This window comes from Klebsiella planticola ATCC 33531, from assembly GCF_000735435.1.
GTDB lineage: Bacteria > Pseudomonadota > Gammaproteobacteria > Enterobacterales > Enterobacteriaceae > Klebsiella > Klebsiella planticola.
Window position 1 is genome coordinate 113,163 of sequence record NZ_JMPP01000003.1, and the last position, 15,563, is coordinate 128,725.

The 15,563-nt window shown below is 55.0% G+C and carries 14 protein-coding genes and 1 pseudogene; 4 read left to right on the top strand and 11 right to left on the bottom strand.

Annotation, left to right across the window (positions count from 1 at the left end; all coding sequences use genetic code 11):
• Window positions 1-7 precede the first annotated feature (7 nt).
• Together ribF and GRPL_RS28180 are read right to left on the bottom strand one after the other, a co-directional pair.
• Window positions 8-946 carry a bifunctional riboflavin kinase/FAD synthetase gene (ribF, locus tag GRPL_RS24455; protein WP_004857719.1) on the bottom strand — a complete coding sequence of 313 codons (939 nt, stop codon included), beginning with the start codon at window positions 944-946 and terminating at the stop codon, window positions 8-10.
• 7 nt (window positions 947-953) lie between these two features.
• A pseudogene (locus GRPL_RS28180) lies at window positions 954-1,157 on the bottom strand (DUF2575 domain-containing protein); the annotation flags it as partial.
• A gap of 119 nt (window positions 1,158-1,276) precedes the next feature.
• Between GRPL_RS28180 and rpsT the strand changes: the two are divergent.
• Window positions 1,277-1,540, top strand: a complete 264-nt coding sequence (gene rpsT, locus GRPL_RS24450; RefSeq protein ID WP_003018940.1) for a 30S ribosomal protein S20 — start codon at window positions 1,277-1,279, stop codon at window positions 1,538-1,540.
• Window positions 1,541-1,602: 62 nt separating this feature from the next.
• On the opposite strand, the gene nhaR is transcribed toward rpsT, so the two are convergent.
• The 4 genes from nhaR to dnaK all read right to left on the bottom strand — a co-directional run bounded on the left by nhaR (window position 1,603) and on the right by dnaK (window position 7,091).
• A complete protein-coding gene (nhaR, locus tag GRPL_RS24445) occupies window positions 1,603-2,502 on the bottom strand; it encodes a transcriptional activator NhaR (RefSeq protein ID WP_032689541.1) in 900 nt (299 codons plus the stop codon).
• Between the two features lie 52 nt (window positions 2,503-2,554).
• Window positions 2,555-3,727, bottom strand: coding sequence for a Na+/H+ antiporter NhaA (gene nhaA / locus GRPL_RS24440; protein WP_032698193.1), 1,173 nt, complete (start codon window positions 3,725-3,727; stop codon window positions 2,555-2,557).
• Between the two features lie 223 nt (window positions 3,728-3,950).
• Window positions 3,951-5,087: a molecular chaperone DnaJ gene (dnaJ, locus tag GRPL_RS24435; RefSeq protein WP_032697234.1), complete on the bottom strand. Its 1,137-nt coding sequence runs from the start codon at window positions 5,085-5,087 to the stop codon at window positions 3,951-3,953.
• A gap of 87 nt (window positions 5,088-5,174) precedes the next feature.
• Complete coding sequence (gene dnaK, locus GRPL_RS24430) at window positions 5,175-7,091, bottom strand: molecular chaperone DnaK (RefSeq protein WP_004857708.1); 1,917 nt, start codon at window positions 7,089-7,091, stop codon at window positions 5,175-5,177.
• A gap of 439 nt (window positions 7,092-7,530) precedes the next feature.
• On the opposite strand from dnaK, the gene satP reads away from it, so the two are divergent.
• A complete protein-coding gene (gene satP / locus GRPL_RS24420; protein WP_004857706.1) occupies window positions 7,531-8,097 on the top strand; it encodes an acetate uptake transporter in 567 nt (188 codons plus the stop codon).
• Between the two features lie 47 nt (window positions 8,098-8,144).
• Here the strand turns inward: satP and GRPL_RS24415 are convergent, their stop codons facing one another.
• From GRPL_RS24415 to tal, 3 genes are all read right to left on the bottom strand, one after another.
• The gene (locus GRPL_RS24415) at window positions 8,145-9,455 is read right to left on the bottom strand and encodes an MFS transporter (RefSeq protein WP_032698194.1); all 1,311 of its coding nucleotides are present in this window, start codon (window positions 9,453-9,455) and stop codon (window positions 8,145-8,147) included.
• A gap of 122 nt (window positions 9,456-9,577) precedes the next feature.
• On the bottom strand, window positions 9,578-10,165 hold the full coding sequence (gene mog, locus GRPL_RS24410; protein WP_032689545.1) for a molybdopterin adenylyltransferase: 588 nt from the start codon (window positions 10,163-10,165) through the stop codon (window positions 9,578-9,580).
• 110 nt (window positions 10,166-10,275) lie between these two features.
• Entirely contained in the window at window positions 10,276-11,229 is a 954-nt protein-coding gene (tal, locus tag GRPL_RS24405; protein WP_004857701.1) for a transaldolase, read from the bottom strand.
• A gap of 204 nt (window positions 11,230-11,433) precedes the next feature.
• Here tal and GRPL_RS24400 point away from each other — a divergent pair, with 204 nt between their 5' ends.
• Together GRPL_RS24400 and yaaA are read left to right on the top strand one after the other, a co-directional pair.
• Window positions 11,434-12,864, top strand: a complete 1,431-nt coding sequence (locus tag GRPL_RS24400; RefSeq protein WP_032698195.1) for an alanine/glycine:cation symporter family protein — start codon at window positions 11,434-11,436, stop codon at window positions 12,862-12,864.
• 77 nt (window positions 12,865-12,941) lie between these two features.
• Complete coding sequence (gene yaaA / locus GRPL_RS24395) at window positions 12,942-13,718, top strand: peroxide stress protein YaaA (RefSeq protein ID WP_032698197.1); 777 nt, start codon at window positions 12,942-12,944, stop codon at window positions 13,716-13,718.
• A 41-nt stretch (window positions 13,719-13,759) separates the two neighbouring features.
• Here the strand turns inward: yaaA and GRPL_RS24390 are convergent, their stop codons facing one another.
• Window positions 13,760-14,047 carry a DUF2502 domain-containing protein gene (locus GRPL_RS24390; protein ID WP_032697231.1) on the bottom strand — a complete coding sequence of 96 codons (288 nt, stop codon included), beginning with the start codon at window positions 14,045-14,047 and terminating at the stop codon, window positions 13,760-13,762.
• Between the two features lie 226 nt (window positions 14,048-14,273).
• Window positions 14,274-15,560 carry a threonine synthase gene (gene thrC, locus GRPL_RS24385; protein WP_032698198.1) on the bottom strand — a complete coding sequence of 429 codons (1,287 nt, stop codon included), beginning with the start codon at window positions 15,558-15,560 and terminating at the stop codon, window positions 14,274-14,276.
• Window positions 15,561-15,563 lie beyond the last annotated feature (3 nt).

Here is a 15,563-nt window from a genome sequence, read left to right on the forward strand (position 1 = left end):
AACAGGCTTATGCCTGCCTGGCCAGCCCAAAGAACTCGCGGGCCGTTAACTCATCACGTGCAATTTGCGCTTTCAGCTCATCAAGCGACGCAAATCGCTGCTCGTTACGTATTTTTTTACGCAGTATTACATCTATATGGCGACCATAAAGGTCCATTACAACGTCCAGCAAATGCACTTCCAGCTGCTGGCGAACGCCAGCAACCGTTGGACGGGTGCCAATGTTGGCGACGCCCACCAGCGGTTTGTCGCCCAGTCCTGTCACTTCCACCGCATAGACCCCTTTTACCGGGGAAACCTGACGACGTAGCGGTAAGTTCGCCGTCGGAAAACCAATAGTGCGCCCCAGCTCATCGCCGTGGACCACGCGTCCGGAGATCGTAAAGGGATGGCCCAGCAGGTTTTCCGCCTGCACAAGGTCGTCATCCGCTAGCGCCTGGCGCACCGCCGTGCTGCTGATACGTACACCGCCCTCGCAGAAAGTTTGGGTGCTGGTTACGTCAAAACCGTATTCCGCCCCGGCTTTCTGTAATAACAAGAAATCCCCCTGGCGACCAGCGCCAAAGCGGAAATCATCACCCACAGCAAGGAACTGCACGCCTAAACGGCGCACCAGCAGTTCGCTGATAAAATCCTGGGCGGTCAGGGCGGCGAAGCGGCGGTCAAAGCGCACGCACAGCACATAGTCGACGCCGCTTTCAGCCAGATAGCTCAGCTTTTCCCGCAGACGCGTTAAACGGGCTGGCGCCTTATCGGCGGCAAACAGCTCCAGCGGCTGTGGTTCGAAAATCATCACCACCACCGGTAAACCACGCTGGCGGCCCTCGGCGCGCAAACGCTGCAGCAGCGCCTGGTGCCCGCGATGTACACCGTCAAAATTACCAATGGTCAGCACGCACCCGTGCGGTGCCTGACTGAGATTATGTATGCCGCGTATCAGCTTCATGTCTGGCTCAAAACAGTGAAAATCGTCCGAGTATACCTTGTACAACTGACGACGTTAACCAGCGATTGCACCTCTTAACCGAAAGATCCCGGGAATTCATCAACTCAGCGCGGGAATGCGGCAAAAACTACCCGGGCCCAGCGATTTTTATGGTGGAAAGGCTGTATTCGCCAGCAACAAGCTGGTAGAATCTTGCGCCATCACTACGTAATAAAGCGTCGTTGTTTTAAGCGGCGCTTATTTGCACAAATCCATTGACAAAAGAAGGCTAAACGGGCATATTCCTCGGCCTTTGAATTGTCCATATAGAACACATTTGGGAGTTGGACCTTGGCTAATATCAAATCAGCTAAGAAGCGCGCCGTTCAGTCTGAAAAGGCCCGCAAGCACAACGCTAGCCGTCGCTCTATGATGCGTACTTTCATCAAGAAAGTATACGCAGCTATCGAAGCTGGCGACAAAGCTACTGCACTGAAAGCATTTAACGAAATGCAACCGATCGTGGACCGTCAGGCTGCTAAAGGTCTGATCCACAAAAACAAAGCTGCGCGTCATAAAGCAAACCTGACCGCTCAGATCAACAAACTGGCTTAATCGCCTGCTTGTTATCGCTTTGTAAAAAAACCCGCGAAAGCGGGTTTTTTTATGCCTGTCAGTTACGCCTGCGGCGTCGTGAAGAGTGACGAATAGTCGCGATTGCAAATCCGTTGCACCGCCGGATGCTGAATCATTCTTTCGGCAAAAATGGCGTGATACTCCTCCATCACATTCTCCATCCGTCCGATCTCAATAATCGTCTCATCCTGATAGAAGTCATGCGCGTAAAGCGTCGGCGCGACAAAAATCGCATTATGCGCCGCACCGAACGCCTTCATCAGCGCCGCATCATCAAACTCACCAAGAATCTCGACCTTCAGCCCCTGCGAGTTGAACCAGTTCAGAAGCTTGCGTCCCAGCATCGAGCGCCGGCCGGGGATCAGCAGACGACGCTCCTCCAGACAGGCAGGGAACGGTTTTTCCGGCGGCGGGTTCATACACCAGAAGCTCACGCTGCACTCGCCGATACGCACAGAGAACAGCCCTTCCTGCTGGGTGGAATCGATGGGGCAGTCTGAGATGATCATATCGAGCTTGTGCTGGCTGAGCTGCTCAAGCAGCATTTCGTGGGTCGACTCAAAGCAACGCAAATGAATCTGTTCATTATCCACTACCGCCGCATCCAGCACCCCGCTCACCAGCCTTTTCGACAAAGCATCGGCAACACCGACATCGAACAGCAGGTTAGACTCTTTGCGGTAGTTCACAATATCGAGCATCTCCTGGCTTAGCGTGAACATGCGGTCTGCATAGCGGAACACCAGCTCGCCCAGTTCACTCGGCTCCAGCCCCCGCCCTTTGCGTTTAAACAATTTTCCCTGCAAACGCTCTTCAAGCGCTTTGATTTGCCCGGTAATGGTCTGCGGCGTCAGGAACAAAGCCTCCGCGGCGCCGACAACAGAACCTTCTTTGTAAACGTGCCAGAAGTAATACAGGTGGTTGTAATTAATATGCGACATGTTTCTCTCCCTGATAATGCCAGGGGAGCCCTTGCAGGCTCCCCATCGAATGTTAAGCCGTCGTGGTATCCGCAATACGCCTGCGTAGTATCATATACCCGGTCACGGCCGACAGAACTGATCCAATCAGGATGCCTAGCTTGGCCCAGTTGATTAAGCCAGGATTAACGCTGCTGAAGGCCAGACTGGCGATGAAAATCGACATCGTGAAGCCAATCCCGCACAGAATACCGACCGCCACTATCTGCTTGCAGGTCGTCCCTTCCGGCAGCGATGCCCATTTCAGTTTTAACGCCAGCCAGCAGAACAGGCTGATCCCCAGCGGTTTGCCGATAAACAGCCCGGCAATAATCCCCAGCGGCAGCAGTGACGTCAGTCCTTCAATCGTTACGCCTTGCAGCGAGACGCCTGCGTTAGCGAAGGCGAAAAGCGGCAGAATCAGGTAAGCCACCCACGGATGCAGGACATGCTCAAGCTGCTTAGCCGGTGATTTACCGCCCTGCTCCTTCAGCGGGATCATAAAGCCAACGATCACCCCGGCTAACGTCGCATGAACCCCGGACTTCAGGACCGCAGTCCATAGCACCGCGCCGACCAGGATATAGATACCGGTGCGTCGGACGCCGCAAAGATTGAGCGCAACCAGCACGGCAATCGCCCCTGCCGCCACGCCCAGCGACAGGACGGAAAGGTCGCTGGTATAAAACAGGGCAATGATGATAATGGCGCCCAGGTCGTCGATAATCGCCAGCGCCATCAGGAAGATTTTCAACGCCGGCGGTACGCGACTGCCCAACAGCGCCAGCACTCCCAGCGCAAAAGCGATATCGGTCGCCGCCGGAATCGCCCAGCCCTCGCGGGTAATCGGATCCTGAGCATTAAACGCCAGGTAGATCAGCGCCGGGACAATCATCCCACCTAAGGCCGCCACGACCGGGAAAACGGCCTGACGGCGGCTGGCCAGCGCCCCCTGAATCATCTCACGCTTCACTTCCAGGCCAATCAGCAAGAAGAAGACGGCCATGAGCGCATCGTTAATCCACAGCAGCATGTTCTTATTGATTTCCAACGCGCCCACACGCAGCTGAACGGGTGTTTCCAGAAAGGAGTGGTAAATACCGCTGGTTGCGCCAGTATTAGCCAACAGCATAGCCAACGCGGCCGCGAAAATGAGGATAATGCCCCCTGAAGCATCGCTACTGAAAAAACGCTGCAGATGTTTCACTTTTACTCTCTCTATAAGGCTAATTCATCGATGAAACTATTCTAGTCGCCATAACACTTCGAAAAAATAAGATTATTATTGCGTTATAGCTCGATTTTTACGATATAAAGCAAACGGCAAAGCGCGACTCTGACCGGAGGGATTCAGCCATCATTAACAGATAGCGGGCTGGAAACAAAAAAGCCACTTTAACAATAAAGTGGCTTTTCAGAATCGCAGTAGATTAGCGCGTCAGGTCGTCGAAGAATTTCTTCACGCCATCAAAGAAACTTTTGGAGCGCGGGCTGTTTTTTTCACCCGTTGGGCCGCCAAAACTTTCCTGAAGATCCTTCAGCAGCTGTTTCTGTTTTTCATTCAGCCCTACCGGCGTTTCAACCACCACGCGGCACAGCAGATCGCCCTGCGCGCCACCACGTACGGATTTCACCCCTTTGCCACGCATGCGGAAGAGCTTACCGGTCTGCGTTTCGCCAGGCACTTTCAGATTGACGCGGCCATCCAGCGTCGGGACTTCAATCTCGCCGCCGAGGGCAGCCATGGTGAAGTTGATCGGCACTTCGCAGTACAGGTTATTGCCTTCACGCTCAAAGATAGCGTGCTGCTTAACCTGGACCTGAACGTACAGATCGCCCGCCGGAGCGCCGTGCTCACCCGCTTCGCCTTCGCCTGAAAGACGAATACGATCGCCGGTATCCACACCCGCCGGGATTTTGACCGACAGGGTTTTGGTCTTCTCGACCCGGCCGTGACCGTGGCATTTGTTGCACGGATCTTTAATCAGCGTACCGCGTCCCTGACAATGCGGACAGGTTTGCTGAACGGCGAAGAAGCCCTGACGCATCTGCACCTGACCGGCACCGTGACAGGTTGGACAGGTTTGCGGTTTGCTACCGGCTTTCGCGCCGCTGCCGTGGCAGACGTCACACTCTTCCAGCGTCGGGATGCGAATCTCTTTAGTCACGCCGCGAACGGCTTCTTCCAGCGTCAGCTCCATGTTGTAGCGCAGGTCAGCGCCACGCGCCGCACGCTGACGGCCACGACCGCCGCCAAAGATATCGCCAAACACGTCGCCAAAGATATCGCTGAAATCTGCACCGCCGCCAAAACCACCGCCGCCGCCGCCCATGCCACCTTGTTCAAAGGCGGCGTGGCCGTACTGATCGTAGGCCGCACGCTTCTGGTCATCAGTCAGGATTTCATACGCTTCTTTAATTTCTTTAAACTTCGCTTCGGCTTCTTTATCACCCTGGTTACGGTCCGGGTGATATTTCATGGCCAGGCGCTTGTAAGCCTTTTTGATTTCACGCTCTTCCGCTGTTTTGGAAACGCCCAAAATCTCGTAATAATCTTGCTTTGCCATTGGTGTTTTTCAGCCCCTTAACATGCGTGCACGGGCGGAGAGGAAACCTCTTCGCCCGTGCCAGTGTTTTACCCGTTCAAAGGGCGATTATTTTTTGTCTTTCACTTCTTCAAACTCGGCGTCAACGACATCGTCGTCTTTCGCGTTGCTTTCAGAAGCTTCAGCACCGCCAGCCTGCTGCTGAGCGTGTTGCTGCTGAGCAATTTCCATCAGCTTCTGGGAAGCCTGAGCCAGCGCCTGCATTTTCGCTTCGATGTCCGCTTTGTCTTCACCTTTCAGCGAAGTTTCCAGCGCGGTCAGCGCAGACTCGATGGCAGTTTTGTCGTCAGCCGGCAGTTTGTCGCCCGCTTCTTCAACCTGCTTACGCGTGCTGTGCAGCAGATGGTCGCCCTGGTTACGGGTCTGAACCAGCTCTTCGAACTTACGGTCAGATTCAGCGTTCGCTTCCGCATCACGAACCATTTTGGCGATCTCTTCTTCGTTCAGACCAGAAGAGGCTTTAATGGTGATTTTCTGCTCTTTACCACTGTTTTTGTCTTTCGCGGACACGTGCAGGATACCATCAGCATCGATGTCGAAGGTGACTTCGATCTGCGGCATACCGCGCGGTGCCGGGTTAATCCCATCCAGGTTGAATTGACCCAGTGATTTGTTATCGGAGGCGCGTTTACGCTCACCCTGAATCACGTGGATGGTTACCGCAGACTGGTTGTCTTCTGCAGTAGAGAACACCTGGCTATGCTTGGTCGGGATAGTGGTGTTTTTGTTGATCAGCGCAGTCATCACGCCGCCCATGGTTTCGATACCCAGCGACAGCGGGGTAACGTCCAGCAGCAGAACGTCTTTAACTTCACCGGTCAGTACACCACCCTGAACCGCAGCGCCGATCGCCACAGCTTCATCCGGGTTAACGTCTTTACGCGGCTCTTTACCAAAGAACTCAGCCACTTTCTTCTGAACCATCGGCATACGAGTCTGACCACCGACCAGGATAACGTCCTGGATGTCAGACACGGAGAGACCAGCGTCCTGCAGAGCAACTTTCAGCGGCTCGATAGAACGGTTAACCAGATCTTCAACCAGGCTTTCCAGTTTCGCACGCGTCACTTTGATGTTCATGTGTTTCGGACCGGTGGCATCTGCAGTGATGTACGGCAGGTTCACGTCGGTCTGCTGAGCGGAAGAAAGCTCGATTTTCGCTTTTTCAGCCGCTTCTTTCAGGCGCTGCATGGCCAGCGGATCGTTACGCAGGTCAATGCCCTGATCTTTCTTAAACTCATCAACGAGGTAGTTGATCATACGGCTGTCGAAGTCTTCACCACCCAGGTGGGTATCACCGTTGGTTGCCAGAACTTCGAAGGTTTTTTCGCCGTCAACTTCGTCGATTTCGATAATAGAGATATCGAAGGTACCACCACCGAGGTCGTAAACCGCGATAGTACGGTTGCCGACTTCTTTATCCAGACCGTAAGCCAGTGCAGCGGCGGTCGGTTCGTTGATGATACGTTTGACTTCCAGACCTGCGATACGGCCGGCATCTTTCGTTGCCTGACGCTGAGCATCGTTGAAGTATGCAGGTACGGTGATAACCGCTTCAGTTACCGGCTCACCCAGGTAATCTTCAGCCGTTTTCTTCATTTTTTTCAGCACTTCAGCAGAAATCTGCGGCGGTGCCATTTTCTGACCTTTCACATCAAGCCATGCGTCGCCGTTGTCGGCGCCGATGATTTTGTACGGCATGATGGATACGTCACGCTGAACTTCTTCGTCCTGGAAGCGGCGACCAATCAGGCGTTTAATCGCAAACAGGGTGTTTTGCGGGTTTGTCACTGCCTGACGTTTAGCCGGCTGACCAACCAGAGTTTCACCATCCTGGGTATAAGCAATGATAGAAGGCGTGGTGCGATCGCCTTCGGCGTTCTCCAGCACACGTGCAGTAGTGCCATCCATAATCGCTACACAAGAGTTGGTAGTACCCAGGTCGATACCAATAATTTTACCCATCTAAACGTCTCCACTAAAAATTCGATCAACATGTGGTTGTAAACCTGTAATAAGGGCGAAACCTATGGTTTCAACTGCCCAGACATCATTTTTTTCAGGTTCATTCACTGCGGTTGACTACAAGATGGGGTCGCCCACCGCTTCCTCAAGGGGGCAAGCAAAAAAATTTTTCACTTTCTTGCCGGGTAAAGAGAGGAATAAAGAAGGCAGACTGAATAAACCGGTAAAAAAGCGGCTTTTATCGATAACCCGCGTCCCGCCGGGCGCCCCGTCCCCGCCTGCCGATAGCGAACGATCGCCATTTATCCGCGCCAGCGTAAATTGGCGAAAAATACCCCGCCAGATCATAGACAGTTACCCTGCGCCTCATTATGATGCCGCGCCCCGCCCCCGAGTGGCGGGGTAATGCTTCCCTTTCTAATCATTATTCTGAGGAATTATGGGCAACACTAAGTTGGCTAATCCGGCACCGCTGGGCCTTATGGGCTTCGGCATGACCACTATTTTGCTTAATCTGGCAAATAGCGGCCTGTTCGCGTTTGATGTAGCTATCCTGGCGATGGGCATTTTTTACGGCGGTATTGCGCAGATTTTCGCAGGCCTGCTGGAATTTAAAAAAGGTAATACCTTTGGTTTAACTGCTTTTACGTCCTACGGCGCCTTCTGGCTGACGTTGGTCGCTATTCTTCTCATGCCGAAAATGGGCCTGGCAGAAGCGCCTGATGCGCACTTCCTGGGCATGTACCTCGGTCTGTGGGGAGTCTTCACGTTGTTTATGTTCTTCGGTACTCTGAAAGCCGCACGAATGCTGCAATTCGTTTTCCTCAGCCTGACCGTTCTGTTTGCGCTGCTGGCAATCGGCCACCTGGCAGATAATGAAGGTCTGGTAAAAATCGCGGGCTGGATTGGTTTAGTCTGCGGCGGTAGCGCTATTTATCTGGCGATGGGTGAAGTACTGAACGAACAGTTTGGTCGCACCGTACTGCCGATCGGCGCACCTCATTGATAAAAGATACCCTCGTCCCGACGGGCGAGGGTATTGCTCGCGGAACGTTAAGGCAGGCGCTGCAACTCACCTCCTGCGGCAGCCACTTCACGGTCCATCCCCTGGCGCAGCCAGATCCCTAATCCCAGCCCCATCAGCGAAAGTGCCAGCACGTACCACGCAGGTGCCATCGGCGAAACCCCCATCAGCATGGTCACGGCAATCGGCGTCAGGCCGCCAAAAATGGCGTAAGAGACGTTATATGAAAAGGAAATGCCGGTAAAGCGAACCTCCGCCGGGAAAGCGCGCACCATGACGTAAGGCACGGCGCCCACAACCCCAACGCACAATCCCACCGTGCCATACAGCAGGAACAGCTGCTCGGGACTGCTGCCGGAAAGGTGATAGAACGCCCAGCTGGAGACCGCCAGGAGCAAACTGCCGACGATGAAGGTGCGACTGGCGCCAAAACGATCCGCCGCCAGCCCTGCCAGCAGACAACCGATGCAGAGCATAATGGTGGCAATACTGTTGGCCTGCAGGGTGATCGCCGGGGCAAAACCGTAGTGCTTTTGTAGCCAGACCGGTGACATGAGGATCACCACCACCACGCCGGCGGATAACAGCCAGGTCAGCAGCATGGAGACCACCACCGCTTTCTGGTGTTTCAGCACCACCGATTTGACCGGCAGCTCCTGCGCTAACGCCTTACGCTGCTGCATTTCGAGAAATATCGGCGTCTCCTGCAGCCAACGACGCAGATACATGGCCACCAGACCAAATACGCCGCCTAACAGGAAGGGAATACGCCAACCGCCGTCGTGAATCCCCTGTGGCGTCAGGCTGGTATTAATCAGCGTCGCGACCACCGATCCCAGCAGAATGCCAACCGTCAGGCCGGCAGTGAGGGTGCCGCAGGCGATACCAATGCGCTTTTCCGGCACGTGTTCGGCGACAAAAACCCAGGCGCCGGGGACCTCCCCTCCGATAGCCGCCCCCTGCAGAATGCGCATCAGCAACAGCAGCAGCGGCGCGGCAATGCCTATCGACGCGTAGGTCGGCAGCAGACCAATCGCCAGCGTCGGCAATGCCATCAGCAGAATGCTCAGGGTGAACATCTTCTTGCGCCCGACCAGATCGCCGAAGTGGGCCATGATAATGCCGCCCAGTGGACGCGCCAGGTAGCCCGCGGCAAAGATGCCGAAGGTCTGCACCTGGCGCAGCCATTCCGGGATGTCCGCCGGGAAGAACAGTTCGCCAACGACGGCGGCGAAGAAGACAAAGATAATGAAATCATAAAACTCCAGCGCGCCGCCAAGGGCGGCCAGCGTCAGGGTTTTATAATCTTGTCGATTCAGAGGTCGGGTATGTTGTGACATAACGAGCAATTCATCCAGAGGTGTGTAGGTGTCATCACGGAATGTGTAAAGTAAAAAACACTATATCGTAAATAAAACGGCACACCACCGACAATGCAGGTTATGTCAGGAAAGCATCAAATTCAGGATAAAGTTTCGCGTCTCGCGCTTTTTGGGCGAAAAGCCGCTACAACTTCCGCGTTCGTCTCCACATACGGCCCCTCCAGCAGCTGTACACAATAAGGTACACTTGCGAAGATCCCGTGCACCAGAACCTTGCCGTCCGCATCTTTAACGCCTTCAAGGGTTTCCTGAATGGCTTTCGGCTGGCCCGGCAGATTCAAAATCAGCGCCTGCTTGCGGATAACGCCAACCTGACGAGAAAGGATAGCCGTCGGAACGAAGTGTAGGCTAACCTGGCGCATTTGCTCACCAAACCCCGGCATAACGCGGTCAGCTACGGCCAGGGTGGCATCCGGCGTCACGTCGCGTCGGGCAGGACCGGTCCCGCCGGTAGTCAACACCAGATGGCAAGCCATCTCGTCAACCAGCTCACACAGCGTTTGTTCGATAATCACCTGTTCGTCAGGGATCAGACGAGTCTCGAGCTCAAAGGGGGTCGTCAGCGCACGCGCCAGCCACTCTTCAAGTGCCGGGATGCCTTTATCCTGATAGACGCCGCTGGAGGCGCGATCGGAGATGGAAACTAAGCCGATTCGTAAGGTATTCATCGTTATTCCGTTCAAACTGTACAATTAGACGGAATGATACACGCTGGAAGGAAATACAGACAGAGTTCAGGAGAAGTAGCGTGACCGGGAGCCCGGCCACGCCCAAATGATTACAGCAGGTCGCCGATCATTTTTTCCAGTTTTTCCTGGTCGATAGCAAACTTACGGATACCTTCCGCCAGCTTGTCCACCGCCATCGGATCCTGGTTGTGCTGCCACAGGAACTGGGCTTCGGTGATGCGTTCCGGACGTGCTTTCACTTCGCCGCTGAACGCCAGTTTACGTTCGATAGCCCCTTCGCTTTCCGCCAGCTCTTTCAACAGAGCCGGAGCGATAGTCAGGCGATCGCAGCCAGCCAGCTCAAGGATTTCACCGACGTTACGGAAGCTTGCGCCCATTACGACAGTTTCATAACCGTGCTGCTTGTAGTACTCGTAAATCTCACTGACGGAAACGACGCCCGGATCTTCAGCCGGCGCGTACTCTTTCTTATCGGTGTTCGCTTTGTACCAGTCGAGAATACGGCCAACGAACGGAGAGATCAGGAATACACCCGCTTCAGCACAAGCGCGAGCCTGAGCGAAGGAGAACAGCAGAGTCAGGTTACAGTTGATGCCTTCTTTTTCCAGCTGCTCGGCGGCGCAAATACCCTGCCAGGTCGAAGCCAGTTTAATCAGAATGCGATCGTTGCCGATGCCCGCATCGTTGTACAGTTTGATGATGCGCTTCGCTTTCGCGATAGATGCCTGGGTGTCATAGGAGAGGCGCGCGTCAACTTCGGTCGAAATACGGCCTGGAATCAGCTTAAGAATTTCGAGACCAATGTTCACCGCCAGCTTATCGGAAGCATCGATAATCTGCTGAGCGCGATCGCTGCTCTGGCCGCGGGCCCACTCGACAGCATCATCAATCAGCTTACGGTACTCAGGAATCTGAGCCGCGCCGAGAATCAAAGAAGGGTTAGTCGTGGCATCCTGAGGCTGATACAGCTTCATTGCCGCAATATCTCCGGTATCAGCTACGACAGTGGTGTACTGACGCAGAGAAGTCAATTTATCCGTCATGATAGTGTTTCTCTTAAACAGCAGTTAAGGGGATGTAACCGGTCTGCCAAGATGATAACACGCTGCATGTTCAGCGCAACTGCGGACCATGCAAGAGCGCAGAGTGTGATAAACTGGATGAATTAATTCTCTGAAAGCTAAGGGATTGTCACTTGAATTGGTAACGCTTACACTAGCGTTCCGGCATGGACAAGAGGATGGTTAATGCCTGATTTTTTCTCTTTTATCAATGAAATACTCTGGGGCTCGGTAATGATTTATCTGTTACTGGGCGCCGGCATCTGGTTTACCTGGCGAACAAAATTCATTCAGTTTCGTTATGTCCGCCAGTTTGGGAAAAGTCTAAAGAAAAGCCTCCAGCCTCAGCCCGGCGGGTTAACCTCTTTCCAGGCCCTGTGCACCAGCCTCGCGGCGCGCGTGGGCAGCGGCAACCTGGTCGGTGTCGCGCTGGCTATCTCCGCCGGCGGACCCGGCGCCGTCTTCTGGATGTGGGTTTCTGCGCTGCTCGGCATGGCCAGCAGCTTTGCCGAATGTTCTCTTGCCCAGCTCTACAAAGAACGCGATGCCCACGGGCAATTTCGCGGCGGCCCGGCCTGGTATATGTCACGGGGTTTAGGAATGCGCTGGATGGGCATCGTGTTTTCTATCCTGCTCCTGCTGGCCTATGGGGTTATTTTTAACACCGTGCAGGCCAACTCCATCGCGAATGCGATGACCTATGCCTTTGACCTTCCCGCTATCGTTACCGGCTGCGTACTGGCACTGGTGATCCTGCTGGTTATCGTACGGGGTTTGCGGGGCGTGGCGAAGCTATTGCAGTGGATTGTGCCACTGATGGCTCTGCTTTGGGTGACCACCAGCCTGCTGATTGGCCTCTGGCACATTACGGCGCTGCCGGCCATTTTCGAGTCCATTTTCCGCAGTGCGTTCGGCTGGCAGGAGGCCGCCGCCGGCGCAGTGGGCTATACCATCAGCCAGGCGCTCACCAGTGGCTTTCAGCGCGGTATGTTCTCGAACGAAGCGGGGATGGGGTCAACGCCTAACGCCGCGGCGGCAGCGGCTTCCTGGCCTCCGCATCCGGCTGCGCAGGGGATCGTGCAAATGATTGGCGTCCTCATCGATACGATAGTTATCTGCACCGCCAGCGCCGTCATCATCATGCTGGCGCCGCTGGACGAGGCGGAAGATGCCGTGAATGGTATCCAGAGTATCCAGCATGCCATGACATCACTGGTCGGCGGCTGGGGGGCGGGATTCGTGGCAATCGTCGTGCTGCTCTTCGCCTTCAGTTCTATCGTCGCAAACTACATCTATGCTGAAAATAACCTGATATTTCTACGTATTAACAGCCCTCGTCATATCTGGGCGCTACGGATCCTCACCCTGGTCATGGTCATCACCGGCGCGCTGGTCGGTTTGCCGGTTGTCTGGCAGCTGGCGGATACCATCATGGCGCTGATGGCCATCACTAACCTGACCGCTATTTTACTGCTGTCGCCTACGGTACGGATCCTGGCCAGTGATTATCTCAACCAGCGACGGCTGGGCGTGCGGCCGACCTTTGACGCCACGCGCTACCCGGAAATAAACCAGCAGCTGGCGCCAGGTGCCTGGGATGAGCTGCCGCGTGAATAGCGCGGCAATCGCAGCTATCGATCCCACCGCGGTGTTTTTTTGTTAAAGTCACGGAAAATCCCCTGCAAGGACCGGATATGCTGATTCTTATTTCACCTGCCAAAACACTCGACTACCAAAGCCCGCTGGCCACAGCACGCTACACCCAGCCTGAGCTGCTGGAATATTCCCAGGAGCTCATCGGCGTCGCGCGCCGGCTATCGGCGCCGCAGATCGGCAAACTGATGAGCATCAGCGATAAGCTGGCGGATCTGAATGCGACCCGCTTTCATGACTGGCACCCGGACTTCACGCCGCAAAACGCGCGCCAGGCGATTCTGGCTTTTAAAGGCGATGTTTATACCGGACTGCAGGCGGAAAGCCTCAGCGAAGACGATTTCGATTTTGCTCAACGGCATTTGCGTATGCTTTCCGGCCTCTACGGCGTGCTGCGCCCGCTGGATCTGATGCAGCCCTATCGCCTGGAAATGGGAATTAAGCTGGAAAATAGCAGAGGCAAAGATCTCTACCAGTTCTGGGGCGAAGTGATTACCGATAAACTCAATCAGGCGCTGAAAGCCCAGGGCGACGATATCGTGATTAACCTGGCTTCTGACGAATACTTCCGGTCGGTGAAGACAAAACAGTTGCAGGGTAGAATCATTAAGCCCGTGTTCCTCGATGAGAAAAACGGTCAGTTTAAAGTGATCAGTTTCTATGCCAAAAAGGCGCGCGGGTTAATGAGCCGCTATATCATTGAAAACCGTTTAACCCAGCCTGAGCAGCTAACCCGTTTCAACAGCGAAGGCTATTTCTTCGACGCCGAAGCCTCCGCTAAGAAAGATGAGATGGTCTTTAAACGTCACGAACGCTAATCCCCTTCCCGGCCGCCCTCGCGGCGACCGGGACGGAAGATTTAGTGATGGCGCCAGTCACGATCCGGGCCGCGGCCACGATCGTGGTCATCATGATGATCATGGCGATGTTCATCATGTGCGCGCCAGTGGTTATCGCGCCAGTCGTAATGACGGCCCCACCATTCGTGGTCGCGCCAATGACCGCCGTCCCAGTAGTTACCGTAATTGTCGCGATCGCCAATTTGCAGTTTGACTGCCGGCACCAGCGTTATTTCCGATGCGTGGACCACCGCAGGAGCCACCAGCGACATCGAAAGCGCAAGGATCACAGACTTCAGCGTTGACATAGGTTTCCCCTTCATTAACAGTCCCCGCACGGGGGCGATAACCAAAGATTACCCCTGAGCAACACCGCGGGTTATTCTCCGCAATCCTAATCTTTCCCCCCCGGCATTTATTGGTAATTCATCCATTTTCCCTGCCTTTTTTCTGCATAATTCCTCCTTTTTCGCCGATAAAAAAGCCGGGCGTTGAGGCCCGGCCTGAGAACATCATACGGCGATAAAAGTCCCGTTATGCTTTGCCCATCATCAGCTGGCGCAGCGCGGCAAAATCCGCCGGCAGATTATGCGACAGCAGCGGCAGGTCAGCGCGATCGGCCAGCTCTTTCGGCAGCGGCAGCGTCTGCTGGAGGATCTCCTCGACGCTCTCCTTGAACTTCGCCGGGTGCGCGGTACCGAGGAACAGACCGTATTCGCCCGGCTGCAGCTGGTCGCGCAGCGCGCGCCAGGCGATGGCCGCGTGCGGCTCTGAGGTGTAGCCAATGGCTTTCAGCTCGCGCATCGCCTGTTTGGTGGTTTCATCGTCCACAGCCGCATAACCCAGCTCGTTCAGACGCCAGACTTTGCGACGGAACAGCTCTTCCACGCGCGGCCAGTTGTTCGGCTGACTGACGTCCATCGCGTTAGACAGCGTCGCCTGGGTCGCTTTCGGCGCCCAGTTGCCGTCCTGCAGGAAACGCGGCACGGTATCATTGGCGTTGGTGGCGGCAATAAAGCGCTTAATCGGCAGACCTAAAGACTTCGCCAGCAGACCGGCGGTCAGATCGCCAAAGTTCCCGCTCGGCACGGAAATGACCAGCTGGTTGCGGGCTTCCTGCGGCAGCTGTGCGACCGCTTCGAAGTAATAGCAAATCTGCGCCAGCAGACGGCTGATATTGATGGAATTCGCCGAGTTCAGGCCCAGAGCGATCTTCAGTTCTTCATCGTCAAAAGCCTGTTTTACCAGCGCCTGACAGGCATCGAAGTCGCCATCAATCGCCACGGTTTCAATGTTGCCGCCCAGGGTGCAGAACAGTTTTTCCTGCAGCGGGCTGATCTTGCCGCGCGGATACAGAATAACGACTTTGACATTCGGCAGGCCGTAAAACGCATGCGCCACTGCCGCGCCGGTATCCCCGGAGGTGGCGGTCAGAATCGTCACCGGTTTGTCGCCGGCGATATGAGTCAGCATCTGCGCCATAAAGCGGCCGCCGAAATCCTTAAACGCCAGCGTCGGGCCGTGGAACAGCTCCAGACAGCCGATATCATCCTGCACCTTGCTGACCGGAGCCGGGAAGGTGAAAGCGGCGGCGATGCGCTCTTTGAGGATCTCCTGCGGGATCTCGTCGCCAATAAAGGCCGACAGAATTCTGGCGCTACGGGAGGCCAAATCCATCTCCAGCATGTCGTCAATTTCAGTCAGGCTAAATTCCGGCAGGTCGTGCGGAAAGAACAGCCCCTGTTGCTTGCCAAGCCCCTGCGTCACGGCCTGCGCAAAGCTGACCTGTTCGTTATGATCTTTTAAATTATAGAGTTTCATTGG